The sequence below is a fragment of the Brachybacterium equifaecis genome, assembly GCF_023509525.1.
Classification (GTDB): Bacteria; Actinomycetota; Actinomycetes; order Actinomycetales; family Dermabacteraceae; genus Brachybacterium; species Brachybacterium equifaecis.
On sequence record NZ_JAKNCJ010000002.1, the window covers coordinates 553,062 to 570,341 of the forward strand.

Annotated in this window: 13 protein-coding genes and 1 pseudogene; 7 read left to right on the forward strand and 7 right to left on the reverse strand. The window is 72.4% G+C overall.

All coding sequences use genetic code 11. The annotated features are described in order from the left end of the window. The first annotated feature begins 474 nt into the window (after positions 1-474). From Bequi_RS06990 to Bequi_RS07005, 4 genes are all read left to right on the forward strand, one after another. The gene (locus tag Bequi_RS06990; RefSeq protein WP_249737225.1) at positions 475-1,635 is read left to right on the forward strand and encodes an LLM class flavin-dependent oxidoreductase; all 1,161 of its coding nucleotides are present in this window, start codon (positions 475-477) and stop codon (positions 1,633-1,635) included. A 208-nt stretch (positions 1,636-1,843) separates the two neighbouring features. Further along, entirely contained in the window at positions 1,844-2,620 is a 777-nt protein-coding gene (locus tag Bequi_RS06995) for a CE1759 family FMN reductase (protein ID WP_249737226.1), read from the forward strand. An 80-nt stretch (positions 2,621-2,700) separates the two neighbouring features. Next, positions 2,701-3,564, forward strand: coding sequence for an SMP-30/gluconolactonase/LRE family protein (locus tag Bequi_RS07000; protein ID WP_249737227.1), 864 nt, complete (start codon positions 2,701-2,703; stop codon positions 3,562-3,564). Further along, positions 3,561-4,532: a Sir2 family NAD-dependent protein deacetylase gene (locus tag Bequi_RS07005; RefSeq protein WP_249737228.1), complete on the forward strand. Its 972-nt coding sequence runs from the start codon at positions 3,561-3,563 to the stop codon at positions 4,530-4,532. The genes Bequi_RS07000 and Bequi_RS07005 overlap by 4 nt, the downstream gene beginning before the upstream one ends. Before the next feature lie 4 nt (positions 4,533-4,536). Here the strand turns inward: Bequi_RS07005 and Bequi_RS07010 are convergent, their stop codons facing one another. Further along, positions 4,537-5,577, reverse strand: coding sequence for a LacI family DNA-binding transcriptional regulator (locus Bequi_RS07010; RefSeq protein WP_249737229.1), 1,041 nt, complete (start codon positions 5,575-5,577; stop codon positions 4,537-4,539). Between the two features lie 302 nt (positions 5,578-5,879). Between Bequi_RS07010 and uxaC the strand changes: the two genes are divergently transcribed. Beyond that, on the forward strand, positions 5,880-7,310 hold the full coding sequence (uxaC, locus tag Bequi_RS07015; protein ID WP_249737230.1) for a glucuronate isomerase: 1,431 nt from the start codon (positions 5,880-5,882) through the stop codon (positions 7,308-7,310). 38 nt (positions 7,311-7,348) lie between these two features. Beyond that, the gene (locus Bequi_RS07020; protein WP_249737231.1) at positions 7,349-8,617 is read left to right on the forward strand and encodes a mannitol dehydrogenase family protein; all 1,269 of its coding nucleotides are present in this window, start codon (positions 7,349-7,351) and stop codon (positions 8,615-8,617) included. A gap of 196 nt (positions 8,618-8,813) precedes the next feature. Here Bequi_RS07020 and Bequi_RS07025 read toward each other — a convergent pair whose 3' ends face one another. The 6 genes and pseudogenes from Bequi_RS07025 to Bequi_RS07050 all read right to left on the reverse strand — a co-directional run bounded on the left by Bequi_RS07025 (position 8,814) and on the right by Bequi_RS07050 (position 15,061). Beyond that, complete coding sequence (locus Bequi_RS07025; RefSeq protein ID WP_249737406.1) at positions 8,814-9,650, reverse strand: aldo/keto reductase; 837 nt, start codon at positions 9,648-9,650, stop codon at positions 8,814-8,816. Further along, positions 9,647-9,811 carry a hypothetical protein gene (locus Bequi_RS07030; protein WP_249737413.1) on the reverse strand — a complete coding sequence of 55 codons (165 nt, stop codon included), beginning with the start codon at positions 9,809-9,811 and terminating at the stop codon, positions 9,647-9,649. The genes Bequi_RS07025 and Bequi_RS07030 overlap by 4 nt, the downstream gene beginning before the upstream one ends. A 350-nt stretch (positions 9,812-10,161) precedes the next feature. Beyond that, a complete protein-coding gene (gene putP / locus Bequi_RS07035; RefSeq protein ID WP_249737232.1) occupies positions 10,162-11,781 on the reverse strand; it encodes a sodium/proline symporter PutP in 1,620 nt (539 codons plus the stop codon). A gap of 336 nt (positions 11,782-12,117) precedes the next feature. Further along, a pseudogene (locus tag Bequi_RS07040) lies at positions 12,118-12,503 on the reverse strand (carbohydrate ABC transporter permease); the annotation flags it as partial. A 169-nt stretch (positions 12,504-12,672) separates the two neighbouring features. Then, a complete protein-coding gene (locus Bequi_RS07045) occupies positions 12,673-13,779 on the reverse strand; it encodes a sugar ABC transporter substrate-binding protein (RefSeq protein ID WP_430623101.1) in 1,107 nt (368 codons plus the stop codon). A gap of 232 nt (positions 13,780-14,011) precedes the next feature. Beyond that, the gene (locus Bequi_RS07050; protein WP_249737233.1) at positions 14,012-15,061 is read right to left on the reverse strand and encodes a LacI family DNA-binding transcriptional regulator; all 1,050 of its coding nucleotides are present in this window, start codon (positions 15,059-15,061) and stop codon (positions 14,012-14,014) included. 198 nt (positions 15,062-15,259) lie between these two features. Here Bequi_RS07050 and Bequi_RS07055 point away from each other — a divergent pair, with 198 nt between their 5' ends. After that, a complete protein-coding gene (locus tag Bequi_RS07055; RefSeq protein WP_249737234.1) occupies positions 15,260-17,260 on the forward strand; it encodes a glycogen debranching N-terminal domain-containing protein in 2,001 nt (666 codons plus the stop codon). The last annotated feature ends 20 nt before the right edge of the window (positions 17,261-17,280 follow it).

Here is a 17,280-nt window from a genome sequence, read left to right on the forward strand (position 1 = left end):
GTCGTGCAAGGGGCTGGACATATGTGTCCTCCGGCCGACGGGGTCGAGAAGAACGAGCCCGTGCACGTCGGCGCGCTGCGGGTTCGGGGGCGGGGGTCAGGGCGGGAGCCTGCTCGCAGTCAAGGCTCTCCAGCAGGACAGGCGGTCGCCACCACGACGCCCCGGGGCCGCCCCTCCGCATCTCCATGCGGCAGCTCGCCCCAACTGTCCACGATGCCGCGGCATCGTATTCATCCTGCCACTCCGAGCGCCGACCGGGAGGGACAGGACGAGTGTGTGGCGCACCTGGCTTTGCATTTCCGGCAAACCGGCTCAAAGCCGACAGTGTTCGTCACACTCCATTCACCTTGACCTCTCCGCAAGTTCACCCTTCGGTGCATCCAGTCGACGCTTGCGCGCGCCTCGACTTTAGTTTATGTTTCTACTATCGCCGCAGCTGGTCACCGCGGCACCACCCGCACCGAGGAGCACACCATGCAGTTCGGAATCTTCAGCATCGCCGACATCACGCCCGATCCCACGACCGGCCGGGTCCCCACCGAGCACGAGCGCCTGCTCACGATCGTCGAGCAGGCGAAGCTCGCCGAGCAGGTGGGCCTGGACGTCTTCGCCCTCGGCGAGCACCACAACCCGCCGTTCGTGACGTCCTCCCCCACCACCACGCTCGCGTACATCGGCGCGCAGACCGAGAAGCTCATCCTCTCCACCGCCACCACGCTGATCACCACCAACGATCCGGTGAAGATCGCCGAGGACTACGCGATGCTGCAGCACCTCACCGGGGGTCGCGTCGACCTCGTGATGGGCCGCGGCAACACCGGACCGGTCTACCCGTGGTTCGGCCAGGACATCCGCACCGGCCTCGAGCTCGCGATCGAGAACTACGAGCTGCTGCACCGCCTGTGGCGCGAGGATGTCGTGAACTGGGAGGGCCAGTTCCGCACGCCGCTGCAGCAGTTCACCTCCACCCCCCGCCCGCTCGACGGCGTCGCCCCGTTCGTGTGGCACGGCTCGATCCGCTCCCCGCAGATCGCCGAGCAGGCCGCGTGCTACGGCGACGGCTTCCTCCACAACAACATCTTCTGGCCCATCACCCACACCCGTCAGATGGTGCAGCTCTACCGCGAGCGCTACGAGCACTACGGCCACGGCAAGGCCCACCAGGCGATCGTCGGCCTCGGCGGCCAGGCGTTCATGCGCAAGAGCAGCCAGGCGGCCGTCGCCGAGTTCCGCCCCTACTTCGACAACGCGCCGGTCTACGGCGGCGGCCCCTCGCTGGAGGACTTCACCGCGCAGACTCCGCTGACCGTCGGCTCCCCCGAGCAGGTCATCGAGCGCTACCTCACGATGGCCGACGAGGTCGGCGACTACCAGCGCCAGCTCTTCCTCATGGACCACGCGGGCCTGCCGCAGAAGACGGTGCTGGAGCAGATCGAGCTGCTGGGCACGGAGGTCGTCCCCGTGCTGCGCCGCGAGCTGGACGCCCGCCGCCCCGCCGACGTCCCCGACGCCCCGACCCACGCCGCGATGGTCGCCGCGCGCGACGCGGAGCAGGGCCGCTTCGATCCGTCGTACCGTTTCGAGACGGGCGACAACTGGACCGGCCTGCGCGCCGGGGACTCCTCGCAGCGCTGAGACTGCCGGGAAGCGACCGAGTCGGCGCACTCGCGTTCCACCGGTGGAACGTGAGTGCGCCAGGTCCAGCCCTCACCCGGACGCGGCACCCGTCGCGGTCCGATCCATCCCGTCCCGCACCCCAGTCGCAGGCTGCGCTTCCTGTCGCATTCCCGAACGCTCGCCGCAGACGCCCCCGCTCTCCGCACCCCACCCAGGAGGTACTCCGATGTCCGCACCGATCCGTCTGCTCGTCCTGAGCGCCGGGCTCTCCACCCCGAGCTCCACGCGGATGCTCGCCGATGTCCTCTCCCGTGCATCCGCCGACGCGCTCGAGTCCCGCGGGGCTCAGGTCGAGGTGCGCACCGTCGAGCTGCGCGAGCTCGCCCATGACATCACCGACATGATGCTGACCCGCTTCCCCAGCCAGAGGCTCGCCGACGTGATCAGCGCGCTCACCCAGGCCGACGCGGTGATCGCTGTGACGCCGATCTTCAACGTCGGCCCCTCGGGGCTGGCGAAGTCGTTCCTGGACGCCGTGGACCGCGAGCTCTGGACCGGCAAGCCCGTCCTGCTGGGCGCGACCGCAGGCACGTCGCGCCACTCCCTGGCGATCGACTACGCGATCCGCCCGACCTTCGGCTACCTCCGCTCCGAGGTGGTGCCGACGGCTGTGTTCGCCTCCTCGGCGGATTTCGGCGCCACCTCCCCGGACGAGGCCGACGAGCAGCCGCTCGCCGTCCGCGCCCGGCGCGCAGGGGCGGAGCTCGCGACGATGCTCCTGGCGGGCGTCGGCGAGGCTGCGGAATCGGCGATCGAGCACGAGGACCAGGGGCAGGCCGCGGGCCAGGGTCAGGGCCGCCAGGCTCCCCAGGCCGGCCAGGCCGGCCAGGACCAGGCGATCACCGGCCCCGCGGCCGACGGCGGGGATGCCCGCACCGGCTCGTCCCTGGATCCCGAGTTCTCCGACTTCGTGCCGATGGATCGCCTCCTCGGCGGGAAGTGACGCGGGCCCCCGCTGCCCCTGCCGCTCTCCAGCCCCGCTCGGTACGGTGGGCGCACGCGCACCCGCCACCAGGAGGACCCATGGACGCCGCACGGATCACCGACTCGCTCTGCTACCACACCGAGGGTCCCCGCTGGTCCGCGACCTGGGGTGATGGTGGCGCGCTGCGCTGGGTGGACATGCTCGCCGGCGACTTCCTCGAGCTCGATCCGCGCACCGGCGCGATCTCCCGCACCGCGACCGGCTCGCCCGTCGTCGCCTGCGTGCGCCCGCGGGCTGACGGCGGCGCCGTGCTCGCCGTGGAGAAGGGCTTCGCCCTCCAGGACCCCGACGGCACCATCAGCCTCCTTCCCGAGCTCTGGAGCGAGGACGTGCGGATGAACGAGGGCGCCATCGCACCGGACGGCTCCTTCTATGCGGGCACGATGGCGTACTCGCGCGCCGAGGGCGCCGCCTCGATGTGGCGCCTCCTGCCGGATGGCTCCTCGCGCCGCGTCGCCACCGGGCTGACCACCTCGAACGGGCTGGACTTCACCCCGGACCGCGCCCGCGCCTTCTACATCGACACCCCGACCCACCGGATCGACATCCTGGACTGGGACGACGAGCACGGGCTCGTCGAGCGCCGCGCGCTGATCGACCTCTCCGAGGAGGACGGCAACCCGGACGGCCTCACGATCGACGCGGACGGCCGGATCTGGGTCGCGATGAACGGCGCGGGCACCGTGCTGTGCCTCGAGGAGAGCGGAGAGGTGCTCGAGCGGATCCGCGTCGGCGCACGCCAGAGCACCGCCTGCACCTTCGGCGGCCCCGATCTCGCCACCCTCTACATCACGACGAGCCGCGAGAACCTCGATCCGGGCGAGGATCCGACGGCGGGCTCCCTCTACGCCGTCGAGCCGGGCGCGAGGGGCCAGGCCGACGAGCTGCTGTTCCGCGGGTGAGCGGAGCGTCGGGGATCGCGGGCCCCGCGGCCGACGTCGGCCGCTGGTTCTCCGCCGCCGCGCCCCGCTCCGGCGCCCGCGGCCTCCCGCGCCTTCCGGCCTGGGGGCCCGAGCCGAGCGACCAGTACGGCCGGCGCAGCAGCGCCGCAGAGATCGCCGAGGCTCTCGCCCTGCTGCGCGGCCGGCCGACGGCCGTGCTGACCGGCGCGGGCATGTCGACCGACTCGGGGCTTCCCGACTACCGCGGGCCCCGGGCGGTCCCCCGCTCCCCGATGACCTTCCAGGAGTTCACGGGCTCGGACCTCTCGCGCCGCCGCTACTGGGCCCGCTCCACCGTCGGCTGGACGCAGTTCCTGCGCGCCCGCCCGAACCGCGCGCACCGCGCCCTGGCGGCGCTCGAGGGCGCCGTGCCGCTGACCGGCGTGATCACCCAGAACGTCGACGGTCTCCACCAGCAGGCCGGCTCCACCGAGGTGATCGATCTGCACGGCCGGCTCGATGCGGTGCGGTGCCTGGGCTGCGAGGAGATCATCGCGCGCGACCGCCTGCACGCGCGACTGCTGGCGATGAATCCGCAGGTCGCGAGCCGCCTGCCCGCGCTCGCGGCCGACACCGCCCAGGCGCCTGACGGCGACGCCGAGGTCGATCGCACCCACGAGTTCCGCTACCCCGCATGCGCGCTGTGCGGCGGGATGCTCAAGCCCGACGTCGTCTTCTTCGGGGAGAGCGCGCGGCCCGCGACGCTCGCGCGCGCCCTCGAATCCCTCGAGCGCGCGGAGGCGCTGCTCGTGCTCGGCACCTCTCTCACTGTCATGTCCGGCCTGCGGTTCGTGCGCCGCGCGGCCGCAGCGGGAACGCCGGTCGTGATCCTCGGCGACGGGCCGACGCGCGGCGATGCGCTCGCGAGCATCCGCCTTCACGGCCGCCTCGCGGATGTGCTCGGCGACTGGGCGGGCATGCGGGACTGAGCCCTCAGCGCAGCTCGCGCGTCGTCTCCCCCTGCACCAGGCGCATCGCCGCGCGCACGTCGGGCAGCGGACCCTCCCCTCCGCCCAGCACCCACTGCGCCCCCAGGCGCCCGAGCGCCTCGAGCCCGAGGTCGATCGTGGTCAGAGGAATGTCAGGGCGGCGCAGCACGACGCCGCCCCAGTTGTCCACACCCACGAGCGAGACGTCCTCGGGGGTGCGCAGGCCCCGTCGGCGCAGCGCATCGCGGGCGCCCCAGCAGATGGTGTCGTTCCCGCAGAGCACGCCATCGGGAGCGGGGCCCTGGTCCAGGAGCTCCTCCATCCCCGCCCGGCCCCAGCTGTGGGTCCAGGCGGCGCGGCCGGCGGCGACGCGCACCGGGAAGCCGAGCGCGCGGGCCCGCGCGACGAAACCCTCCGTGCGCTCGCGCGCGGTGCGGTCGCGGGCATCCCCGGGGATCGCGGCGAGCGCGCGGCAGCCCCGGGCCACGAGGTGCTCGGCAGCCATGGCGCCCGCCGCGGCGTAGTCGGGCATGAGCACCGGATCCGCCGGATCGGCGCTGCGGGTGAAGACGTACGCCGTCGGCACCGAGACCTTCTCGCGCAGCGAGGGGAGCACCGACAGCGGGCCGTCGCCGACCACGAGCAGGCCGTCGATCCGGCGCGAGCGCAGGGTGTCGATGTGGCGGGCCAGGGCGCAGTCGTCGAAGTCCGCGTCGTGCAGGATGACGCCCGTGTCGTGGAGGCCGAGCTCGCGGATCGCCCCCAGTGAGATCGGCCCCGACCAGGTGCCGCGGGCGTGGTGGGTCAGCATCCCGATGATGCCCGAGCGCCCCGAGGCGAAGGCGCGGGCCAGCCCGCTGGGCCGGAAGTCCAGCTCGCGCGCCGCGCTGACGACGCGAGCGCGCGTGCTCTCGGCGACGCGGCTCGCTCCGGAGAGCGCGCGCGAGGCGGTGGCCACGGAGACGCCGGCGGCGCGGGCGACCTCGTGGAGGGTCGGCTCGCGGGGGGACGGATCGCGGGGTGCGGGATCTTCGGGGGTGCGCACGCGATGCCTCTCTGCGGGGGAAGAAGGGCAGGCGCCCACGATACGTCCGACCCCTGGACGCCCGCGGTCGGGCAGGGGGGACGCGCCCGTCGGCCCAGCCCATCAGGCGCGCGCGGCGGGCCCGTCGGCCGGGGCGGATCCCTGATCCCACGTGCAAACATCGGCAACCAGTGACCCCCGGCCCCCGAATCGGGGGAGCATCCTGGGGTAGGGCACGTCACATTCCGCACGCGCGGAGGGCGATGCCGACTACGCGTCACGGCCCGACAGGACCGCGCCGTCGAGCTCTCGAGGAGGAGACCATGAACGCTGCACGCCTGACCCTTGACCCGAACCGCGCCTTCCCCGCCGATCCGGGCACGCGCGAGATCGCCGTGCGGATCTACGAGCACGTGAAGGACCTGCCGATCATCTCGATGCACGGCCACGTGGAGGCGCAGGCGTTCGCGGAGAACACCCCCTTCCCCGATCCCGCGCAGCTGCTGATCGTGCCGGACCACTACGTGTTCCGCATGCTCGCCTCGCAGGGCGTGAACCTCGATGACCTGGGCGTCCCCCGCCAGGACGGCGGCGCGGTCGAGACCGACTCGCGCGCCATCTGGAAGCGCTTCTGCGAGAACTGGAAGCTGTACCGCGGCACGCCCTCGCGCTTCTGGATCGAGCACGAGCTCGTCGAGGTGTTCGGCGTCGACCTCGTGCCGTCGGCCGAGACGGCTGACGCGATCTACGACCAGATCGCCTCCGTGATCGCCGAGGAGGACTTCACGCCCCAGGGCCTGCTGGACCGCTTCGACATCGAGATCATCTCCACCACCGACCCGGCCTCCTCGGATCTGGAGTTCCACCGGCAGATCCGCGAGCAGGGCCTCGGCCACCGCGTGGTGCCGACGTTCCGCCCCGACGCCGCGCTCACCCTCACCGGGCCGACCTTCAAGGCCGAGGTCGAGGCGATCGGGAAGCTGTCGGGCGAGGATGTCTCGACCTACGAGGGCTACCTCGCCGCGCTGCGCCACCGCCGCCGCGCGTTCATCGAGGCCGGCGCCCGCGCCACCGACCACGGCCACCTGCTGCCGAACACCCAGCCCCTGCCCGACGAGGAGGCCGCCGCGCTCTACGGCCGCGCGGTCGCGGGCGAGGAGATCAGCGCCGAGGAGGGCGCCGCGTTCGAGGCGCACATGCTCTTCCAGATGGCGAAGATGTCCACCGAGGACGGCCTGGTCATGCAGATCCACCCGGGCGTGCGCCGCGACCACTCCACCGAGATCCTCGAGACCTACGGCAAGGACAAGGGCTACGACATCCCGATCGGCGTGGATTACACCCGCGGCGTGCAGCCGATGCTCGACGCCTTCGGCCGGAACCCGAACTTCCACTGCATCCTGTTCACGATCGACGAGACCGTGTACTCGCGCGAGCTCGCGCCGATCGCCGGCACGTACCCGGCCGTGCGCCTCGGCGCCCCGTGGTGGTTCATCGACTCCCCCGACGGCATGCGCCGCTTCCGCGAGCTCGCCACCGAGACCGCCGGCTTCTACAACACCTCGGGCTTTGTGGACGACACGCGCGCGTTCGCCTCGATCCCAGCCCGCCACGACCTGGCGCGCCGCATCGACGCCGGCTACCTCGCGAACCTCGTGGCCGAGGGCCGCCTGACCGAGGAGGAGGCCATCGAGACGGCCGTCGACCTCACCAGCACCCTGCCGAAGGCGTCCTACCCGCCGATCGCGCACTGATCCGGCCTGGACCCGAGAACCGTTCGAAGGAGAGCATCATGAGCGACCCCACCGGCTCCCGCCGCCTCGTCCACCTGGGCATCGGCAACTTCGCCCGCGCCCACACCCTCGTCTACACCGCAGCCGCCGAGGGGTGGCGCGTCAGCGCCTTCACCGGGCGGTCGGCCGACATCGCCGACGTCCTGAACGCCCAGGACGGCAAGTACGGGCTCGTGGTCCGCGAGCCCGGCGGTGATGAGGTCACGGTGATGGACATCCTCGATGACGTCCATCCCGCATCCGACGTCGAGGCGCTCTCGCGCCTGCTCGCCGATCCCGAGACCGCGGTGGTCACGCTGACCATCACGGAGAAGGGCTATTCGGCGGGGAACGACCCGGAGACCTCGGCCCCCGCCCGTCTCGCGGTGGCGCTGAAGGCCCGCCGAGAGGCCGGCGTCGAGGAGCCGATCGCGCTGGTCTCCTGCGACAACCTGCCGGGCAACGGCGCCGTGCTGCGCGAGGCCGTGCTGGCCGCAGCGGACGCCGAGACCCGCGAGTGGTTCGACGACCACGTGGACGTCGTCTCGACGATGGTCGACCGCATCACGCCGGCGTCCTCCGAGGCTGACGCCGAGGTCGTGCGCGAGGCCACCGGCCTCGAGGACCGCGCGACCGTGGTGACCGAGCCCTTCAAGGAGTGGGTGGTGCAGGACGTGTTCCGCGGCGCCCGCCCCGCGTGGGAGAAGGCCGGTGCGCAGCTCACCGACGACGTCGAGCTCCACGAGAAGCGCAAGCTGCGCCTGCTTAACGGCGCCCACTCGTTCATGGCGTACGCGGGCCAGCTCGCCGGCCACGAGCGCGTGGACCAGGCGATCGCGGATCCCGCGGTGCGAGAGCTCGTGGAGAAGGTCTGGGCCGACACCCGCGCGACCCTCGACCTGCCGGCCGAGGAGCTCGACGCGTACACCTCGGCCCTGCTCGCGCGCTTCGAGAACCCGCGGATGGCCGATCAGCTGAACCGCATCGCGGCCGACGGCTCCGAGAAGCTGCGGGTGCGCGCGCTGCCCGTGATCGCCGAGCGCGGCGGGGCGGACTCCGCACCGGGCGCGGTGAACATGATCGCGGGGTGGACGGCGCTCATGACCGAGCGCGCCCGCGGCGGCGTGGAGATCAGCGATCCCCGTGCCGAGGCGATCGTGGAGGCCGGGAAGCTCGAGGACGACACCGCGCGCGTGCGCGCCCTGCTCGATCAGATCGTCGACGGCGGCGCCGAGGACTCCCTGGTCGAGGCCGTGGTCGCCGCGGAGAAGGCCCTCCCCCGGGCCTGAGGCTGCGCAGCAGTCCCGATCCGGGCCGGATCGGGGCTCTCCGGGGGTCCAGATCCGGGCCGGATTCGGGCTCTGGCAGCAAAAACATCGGTGTGAGGGCCGGTGACCTGGCATATGCCACGTCACCGGCCCTCACACCGAGGAATCTGCTGGAACAGCGGGCTCACGGCCCCCTCTCCCTGGCTCAGATGCCGGCTCAGGCGCCGCTGCCTCCGGCGGCGCGGGCGCCGTCCTCGAGGCGCTGCATGTGCGCAGGCGTGAGCTGGAGGTCCCCCGCGGCGAGGTTCTGCTCAAGGTGGTGCACGGAGGACGTCCCGGAGATGAGCACGCTGCGGGGAGAGACAGCCAGCAGCCATGCCTGACCGACCTGCATCGCAGTCGCGCCGAGCTCCTCCGCGATCTCCTGCACCACTGGCAGCTCGACGACCCGCGGCAGATTCCCGAAGCCGCCGCCGAGCGGGAAGTACGGCACCCAGGCGATGCCCTCGCGCTCGCACAGCCGGAGCAGGTCGCTGTCCCCCTGGTCGGCGAGGTTGAAGATGTTCTGGACGGCGACGATCCCCGCCGGCAGCGCCTCGCGCAGCTGGTCGAGGCTGACGTGGCTGAGGCCGATCCCGCCGATCACTCCCTCCGCGCGCAGGCCCGAGAGGACCTCGAGCTGCGCGGCGAGCGGCACCTGCTGGTCCTCCGGCGAGAGGAGCCCCGGGCCCTGGTCGGCGCGGCGCAGGTAGACGAGATCGAGACGGTCGGTGCGGAGGGTCTCGAGGTTCTGCTCGATGCTGCGGCGCAGATCGGAAGGATGCTGCGCGAGCGCCATCGGGAAGGGGCCATCAGGCGTGGAGACGGCGCCCGCCTTGGTGGCCAGGAGGATCTCCTCCCGGCGGTCGCCGAGGGCCCCGGCGAGCAGCGCGATCGCGCGGCCGTCCCCGTAGAAGTGGGCGGTGTCGAAGTGGCGGATGCCCAGTTCGAAGGCGCGGCGCAGCAGCTCGACGGCACCGGCTCGCGCCTGCGGATCCGACGCCGCGCGGGTCAGCGACCCATGCCGTAGCCGATCCGGGGCGTCGGCCGCCCCAGGAGCTCCAGCACGCCTCCGGGCGCGGGGGCGTCGGCGGCAGACCGGCCGGCGGGCGCGGACTGCGGCGCAGGGCCGGTGGGGCCAGGTTCGGGGGTGCTGCCAGCGGAGTGGGGCGTCATCGTGGGATCTCCTGTCGTGCGACTGGCCCCGATCATCCCACCCGAGCCTCCCTGCCCCTGCACCACGAGCGCGGCCCGGCCCGGCCGGCGGGGGCATCCTCGTCTGGCGAGCGCGGGCTCGTCCGGAGGGCAGGCCCCTGCACGCCCGGGAGGGCCCGGCAGGCCCCGGCAGGCCCAGGTGCCCCGGCAGACCCCGGCAGACCCAGATGCCCATGTGCCAAGGAAGCCCCCGGCAGGCCTAGTCAGCCACCAGCAGCAAAAAGATCGGTGTGAGGGCCGGTGACCTGCAATATGGCACGTCACCGGCCCTCACACCGAGGAATCTGCTGGCGATGCCAGCCGCAGCGGCGTCAGCGCGCCGCGTGCGAGCCCTTGCCCGAGCTCGCGGCGCCGGTGGCGGCCGCAGTCGAGGGGGCGAGGCGATGCGCGGGCACCACCCCGTCCTTCAGCGAGGCGACCATCTCGTCGAACTCCTCGGTCACGGCGACCGGGGGCTTCGGGGTGATCAGCGAGACGAGGACCGCGAGGACCAGGCAGATCAGGAAGCCGGGCACGATCTCGTAGAGGTGCTCCCCGTTGAACAGGTTCGCTGCCTCGTCGAAGGGGACCACCTGCCTGATGCCGCGGATGGTCTGGAACCCGCCGCCCCACCAGAAGGCGGTGAGGGCGCCCGCGACCATGCCCACGAATGCTCCGGCGGTGGTCATTCGCCGCCAGAACAGGCTCAGCAGCACGATCGGGCCGAAGGCCGCGCCGAACCCGGCCCAGGCGAAGGAGACCAGGTCGAGGATCGAGTTCTTCGGATTGAGCGCCAGGATCACCGCGAGCAGGGAGACCGCGAGCACGCCGAGGCGGCCGGCCCAGAGCTTCGCGCCGGCGCCCATGCGGATGTTCACGCCCTCGAGGATGTCCTCCACGAGCGCGGAGGAGCTCACCACGAGCTGCGAGGACAGGGTCGACATGATGGCCGCGAGGACGGCGGCCAGCAGCAGGCCCGCGATGAGCGGGTGGAAGAGGATCTGGGCGAGGTCGAGGAACACGGACTCGCCGTTCTCGTTCGTCAGCACCGCATCCTGGTGCTGCTGGAAGTACGCGAGGCCCGCCATGGCGGTGAAGATCGCGCCGACCACGCACAGGATCATCCAGCCGATGCCGACCACCAGGCCGTACTTCGCATCGCGCGAGGAGCGCAGGGCCATGAAGCGCACGATGATGTGGGGCTGTCCGAAGTAGCCGAGACCCCAGGCGAGCGAGGAGATCACGCCGATCGCGGTCGCGCCGCCGGTCATGGAGGTGAAGTCGGCGTTGACCTGCTGGATCGACTCCCACATCGCGCCGGGGCCGCCGACTGCGAGCATCGCGGCGATCGGCACGGCGGCCAGCGAGACCAGCATGATCATGCCCTGCACGACGTCGGTGTAGGTGGCGCCGAGGAAGCCGCCGAACATCGTGTAGAGGATGGTGATGCCGGCGACGAGCAGCATGCCGGTGAGGTAGGAGCCGCCGAACATGGACTCGAAGAACACGCCGCCGGCGACCATGCCGGAGGAGACGTAGAACGTGAAGAACACGAGGATCACGACGCCGGCCGCGATGCGCAGCACGCGCGTGCGGTCGTGGAGACGGTTGCCGAAGAAGCTCGGCACCGTGAGCGAGTTGTTCGCGATCGCGGTGTACTGGCGCAGACGGGGAGCGACGAGCCACCAGTTCAGGGCGGCGCCGACGGTGAGGCCGACCGCGATCCAGCTCTCGACGAGCCCGGAGATGTAGAGCGCGCCGGGCAGGCCCATGAGCAGCCAGCCCGACATGTCGGAGGCGCCGGCGGACAGCGCCGCGGTGAAGGGATGCAGCTGGCGGCCGCCGAGGATGTACTCGTCGCCGTCGCTGGTCTTGCGGAAGGCATAGAGGCCGATGCCGAGCATCGCGAGGAAGTAGATCGCGAGCGCGATGATCTTGAATGTCAGGTCCATGGGACCACCGTTCGTCGGGGACCGTGCGGTCCGGGGCGGAGACCGCTCAGCCGTGGGGCACGGGCGTCGGCCCCGCACAGCGATGTGCGCCGAGGGCCGCCCGACGGGAGCGGTGCACGGGGAGCATACCGACCATATCGACCTGAGAGGAACCGGGGCGCGAGCATCGAAGGCCCTCGGAGGGCGATCTCTGTCGCGGTGCTCGGATGGACGAGAGGGGCGCCTCCGATGCGGAGGCGCCCCTCTCGGGCGGGATCGGCGGGTTCAGCACCCGGCTCCTCGGCGGGGTCAGCCCCCGGCCCCTCGGCGGGCGGAGGAGCCTGCCCCGCGGCGGGCTCAGCCCTTGACCGCTCCGGCCGAGGTGTTCATGATGCGCCGCTGGAACACGAGGAACACGATCGCGACCGGCACCGTCATCAGCGCGGCGGCGGCGAGCTTCAGCGGGTACTGCGTGCCCTGGGAGAGCTGGCCGCTCGCGAGCTGGGCGACGCCCTTGGTGAGCGTGGTCAGCTCGGGCGACTGGGTGGAGACGATGAAGTGGTTCATCTCGTTCCAGGAGCCCTGGAAGCTCAGGATGATGATCGTCATCAGGGCGGGGTCGCCATCGGCAGCACGATCGACCAGAAGGTGCGGAAGGTGCCGGCGCCGTCGATCCGGGCCTGCTCCTCCACGGACTTCGGGATCGACTCGAAGAAGTTCTTCATGATGAACACGCCGGCGGCGGCATCGGGGCCGAGGGGGCTGCGGCGTCGCCGAGCGGTCATGTGGAGCTCCTGGGGAGTCGGGGCAAGGGGGGCCGACGGGAGCGGCCGCCCGCGGGGGCGGCCGCTCCGTGCGCGATCAGGCCGGATCAGGTCGCGATCAGGCCGTCTCGCGCGAGATCACGCCGGATCAGGCGAGGACGGACTCGAGGTTCGACTGCACCGAATCGAGGATCGCCTTCGGGTCGGCCGAGGCGAGGGACTCGAGCTGCGAGTTCAGGTCGGAGACGACGTCGGAGACGCCCTCCTGGCCGGGGACGTTCTTCGCGTACTCGGCCGAGGCGCTGAAGGCGGCGAGCTCGGGGTTGGCGGCCTGCCAGTCGCCCGCGACGGTCGAGAGCGAGGGCATGACGCCGAAGGCCTCGGCGAAGGCCATCTGCTGATCGGCCGAGGTCAGGAACTCGACGAGCGCGACCGCGTCCTCCTTGTGCGAGGAGTCGGCGGCGATGCCCCAGGCGTTGGTGAACTGCAGGGTGCCCTTGCCGGCGGGGCCTGCGGGCAGCTCGACGACCGTGTACTTCACGTCGGGGTAGTCGGCCTTCAGGCCGCCGACGATCCAGTTGCCCTCGATCGTCATGGCGCACAGGCCCTTGCCGATCGCCTCTCCGCCCCAGCCGGCGCCGAGGTCCTTGGCGAACTTCATGTGGCCGGCTGCGAGCAGCGACTTCACGTAGTTCAGGGCCTCGACGTTCTGGGTCGAGTTCGCGGTGGCCTTGCCGTCGGTGACGAGCTCGCCGCCGGCCTGCGCCATGAAGGCGCCGAGGCGCTGGTACTCGCCCGAGGTCGCGAGGCCCACGACGCTGCCCTGGGTCAGCTTCTGGGCAGCGGCGGCGAGCTGGTCCCAGGAGGCGGGGATGTCGGCGTCGGTCAGGCCCGCGGCCGCCCACAGGTCGGAGTTGATGACCAGGGCCAGGGTCGAGAAGTCCTTCGGGGCGCCGTACTGCTTGCCGTCGACGGTGAACGCCTCGACCAGGCCCGGGTAGAAGTCGCCGATGGTGGAGAGCGTGTCGCCGTAGGGCTCGAGGGAGCCGTTGCTCGCGTAGCCCGCGACCGCGTCGGCCGAGAGGTAGAAGACGTCCGAGGGCGAGCCGGAGGCGAAGCCCTGGGAGAGCTGCTGGCTGAGGTCGGAGGCCGGGATGACCTCGGCGGACTTGCCGGACTCCTTCGCCCAGGCGGCGACGGCGTCCTGGACTGCCTTCAGCTCGGCGTCGCCGGAGGCGCCGATGAGGACGCGCAGGCCGTCGCTGCTGCCGCCGGCGGAGCCGCCGTCGGAGGAGCCCGAGGAGTCGAAGCCCTAGCCGCCGCCGCAGGCGGCGAGGGTGAGGCCGAGGGCGGGGATCGCAGCCATGCCGGCGAGGACGCGGCGACGCTCGAGAGGAGTGCGGTGGGTGGTCATGGTGTCTCCTAGGAAAGGTCGGGCCGCTGAGGCGGCCAGAGGGCTGCCGGCTCCAGGAGCCGGAGATCTGGGGTCAGGCGACGGTGCGCCGCCGGACGGTGGGGAGGAGCAGCGCGGGCGGGCCGTCGGTGCGAGCCGCCTGCGGATGCTCGATGCGGTGGACGAGGAGGTCGAGCATGGCGCGGGCGGCCTGCTCGATGGGCTGGTCGACGCTCGAGATGCCGATGGCGCGGGCGACCGGGGTGTCGTCGAAGCCGATGATCCGGGCCATGACGTCGTGCCGTCCGAGCGCGCGCATCCGGGCGACCGCGCCGAGCGCGAGGGAGTCCGAGACGCACACGATCGCCTCGGCGCCGCGGCCGACGAGCCGCTCGGCGCTCTCCTGCCCGGACTCGAAGCTGTCCTCCGCGCGCTCGATCAGGTCGCCCTCGAGCCCGAGCTCCGCGCAGGCGCGGCGGAAGCCGTCGGCGCGGTCGTCCCCGGCGCCGGAGCCCTCCGGCCAGCCGATCAGGCCGATGCGACGGGCGCCGTCGGCTGCGAGCGCGCGCACCGCCTCGGCCGTCCCGTGGCCGCCGTCGATGTCGATCCAGTCGTGGTCGCGGGAGTGCGCGGCATCGTCGCGGCCCCAGGGGCGGCCGAAGGCCACGAAGGGGATCCCCTGCGCTGCGAGCCAGTCGCTGCGGCGGTCGCCGTGGTTGGTGGAGGTGAGCAGGAAGCCGTCCAGGGCGTTGGTCGCGCGCAGATCGTCGTAGGCGGCGATCTCGGCGTCGTCGTCGGCTGCGGCGAACACGAGGATCGCGTAGCCCCGCTCGTGCGCCCGCTCGGTGAGCGCGTGGAGCAGGCGGTCCAGGATCGAGCCGTTGATGCCGTCGGCCACCGCGCGCATGCGGAAGCCGAGGAGCCCGGAGCGCTGGGTGCGCAGCTGCCGGGCCGCCGCGCTCGGACGGTAGCCGACGCGCCGGATCTCGCTCTCGACGATGCCGCGCGTGGGCTCGGCGACGCGGGAGGGGTCGTTGACGACGTTGGAGACCGTCTGGCGGGAGACACCGGTGGCGGCCGCGATGGAGTTCAGGGTGGGCTTCGCGCCGGAGGCGGCGGTCGCGGGCGCGGTCGACTGCGTCATCGCCTGACCTCCTTCCTGCTGCCGCGTCATCGGGACTTCTGGTGTTGAACGATCAACCGCGGTTGCATCTGCACTGTTGATCGATCAAACTGGGGATGCGCTCATCGTCACCCTGAACGCGCGGCCTGTCAAGCCCGCTGCGATCCGCCCCTTCCGTGCGATGGCGTCCCTGCCCCCGCCCTGTCCCGGAAGGACCCCATGAACGCCTCTGCGAGCGCTCCCCACCCGTACCCCGTGCAGCGCCACCAGCCGTACGTGCACTATCTCGCGGGCGTGTTCCACGCGCCGCTGCAGGCGTGGTCGCGCGCGGACGGCGCGATGACGGGCGAGGGCGCGCAGGGCATCTTCCTCGGCGACACGCGCCTGCTCTCCTCGCTGCAGATCGAGGTCCCCGGCGCGGATCTGGCGCCGATGCCGCTCCAGGTGCGATCGGCTCGGGAGATCGTGCTGCGCGACGTGGTCGCGATCGCCGGCGCGCACGTGGACCCCCTGCTCGAGCTGCACCGCGAGCGCCGGGCCGATGCCGACGGCATCCGCGAGACCGTGCGCCTGGTCAGCGCCGACGCAGAGGCGCGCGCGCTCGAGGTGCGCATCGCGCTCATCACCGATGACGCGGCGATGTCGGCCGTGAAGGAGCCGCGGCTGCTCGCCGCCCTCTCGGGGGAGCGTCCGGCCCCGTCGGCCGGCGGGGACGCCGCGGCGTCCTGGTCGTTCAGCCGCGCGGGGAAGGCGACCCTCCGGGTCGGCGGCGGCCGCATCGAGACGGATCCGAGCGGAGAGATCACGCTGGTCATGGAGCTCGCCGTCCCGGCCGGAGGCGGGACCGCGCAGGCGCAGTGGTCGCTCGAGGCGAGCGATCCCGACCTGCCCTTCGGGCCCGCGCGGGGCGCGTGGAGCCCGCTCGCCGCCGCCGGCCAGGGCGATGCGAGCGCTGATGCGCGCGAGTCGGGCGCCGATCCCGAGCGCCTCGCCGTGAGCCGGCTCCTCGACCGCTCGCTCGCCGATCTCGACGCCCTGCGCCTCGCGGTCCCGGGCGCCGAGGACGAGGAGTTCCTCGCGGCGGGCGCCCCCTGGTTCTTCACGCTCTTCGGCCGGGACTCCCTGATCGCCGCCTCCCTCGTGCTGCCGCTGGATGCCGGTCTCGCCGCGAGCACCCTGCGCACCCTCGCGCGCCGCCAGGGCACCGTGAAGGACATCGAGTCGGCCCAGCAGCCCGGGAAGATCCTCCACGAGGTGCGGGCCCAGGGCATCGACATGATCGAGAGCCACCTGCCGCCCGTCTACTTCGGCACCATCGACGCCACTCCCCTGTGGATCGAGCTGCTGCACGACGCCTGGAAGGGCGGGATGCAGGCGGCCGAGGTCGCCGAGCTCGCCCCCCACCTCGCGGCCGCCGCCGACTGGCTGCTCGAGCACGCCGACGCCGACGGCGACGGATTCCTCGAGTACATCGACGAGTCCGGGCACGGCCTCGCGAACCAGGGCTGGAAGGACTCCGGCGACTCGATCCGCTTCGCCGACGGCACGATCGCGGAGGGCACCATCGCGCTGTGCGAGGTGCAGGGCTACGCGTACGCCGCGGCCCTGCACGCCGCGAACCTCCTCGAGGGCCCCTGCGCCGCAGCGGCCGAGAGCCGCCCCGAGCTGGTCGGCGCCCTGCGCTCCTGGGCCTCGGACCTGCGAGATCGCTTCCGCGCGCAGTTCTGGTGCGAGGACGAGCTGGGCCGCTTCCCCGCGCTCGCGCTGGACGGCGCCAAGCGCCCGGTCGACGGCGTCGCATCGAACATGGGCCACCTGCTCGGCACCGGGATCCTCGATGCCGACGAGGAGGAGATCGTGGTCGCGAGGCTCCTCGACCCGAGCATGATGTCGGGCTACGGGGTGCGCACGCTCTCCACCACGAACGCTGCCTACTGGCCGCTGCGCTACCACGGCGGCAGCGTATGGACCCACGACACCGGGTACATCCTGCGCGGCATGCTGCGCGCGGGATTCGAGGCCGAGGCGCGGATCCTGGCCCGCGCGCTCCTGAGCGCGGCGAACGGCTTCGACCAGCGCCTGCCCGAGCTCTTCAGCGGCCAGAGCGCCGACGAGGTCGACCCGCCTCTGCCCTACCCGGCGTCCTGCCGCCCGCAGGCGTGGGCCGCCGCGAGCGCCGTGCCGATCGCGCAGGCCCTCGGGGTCATCGCGAACGCCTGACGCGGGCAGGCCCGCAGGAG

What these genes read in the sequence shown, in the direction of transcription:
- uxaC (WP_249737230.1), top strand. Translation starts at nt 5,880, where the DNA reads ATGAACGCTGCACGCCTGACCCTTGACCCGAACCGCGCCTTCCCCGCC.
- Bequi_RS06990 (WP_249737225.1), top strand. Translation starts at nt 475, where the DNA reads ATGCAGTTCGGAATCTTCAGCATCGCCGACATCACGCCCGATCCCACG.
- Bequi_RS07055 (WP_249737234.1), top strand. Translation starts at nt 15,260, where the DNA reads ATGAACGCCTCTGCGAGCGCTCCCCACCCGTACCCCGTGCAGCGCCAC.
- Bequi_RS07000 (WP_249737227.1), top strand. Translation starts at nt 2,701, where the DNA reads ATGGACGCCGCACGGATCACCGACTCGCTCTGCTACCACACCGAGGGT.
- putP (WP_249737232.1), bottom strand. Translation starts at nt 11,781, where the DNA reads ATGGACCTGACATTCAAGATCATCGCGCTCGCGATCTACTTCCTCGCG.
- Bequi_RS07050 (WP_249737233.1), bottom strand. Translation starts at nt 15,061, where the DNA reads ATGACGCAGTCGACCGCGCCCGCGACCGCCGCCTCCGGCGCGAAGCCC.
- Bequi_RS07030 (WP_249737413.1), bottom strand. Translation starts at nt 9,811, where the DNA reads ATGACGCCCCACTCCGCTGGCAGCACCCCCGAACCTGGCCCCACCGGC.
- Bequi_RS06995 (WP_249737226.1), top strand. Translation starts at nt 1,844, where the DNA reads ATGTCCGCACCGATCCGTCTGCTCGTCCTGAGCGCCGGGCTCTCCACC.
- Bequi_RS07020 (WP_249737231.1), top strand. Translation starts at nt 7,349, where the DNA reads ATGAGCGACCCCACCGGCTCCCGCCGCCTCGTCCACCTGGGCATCGGC.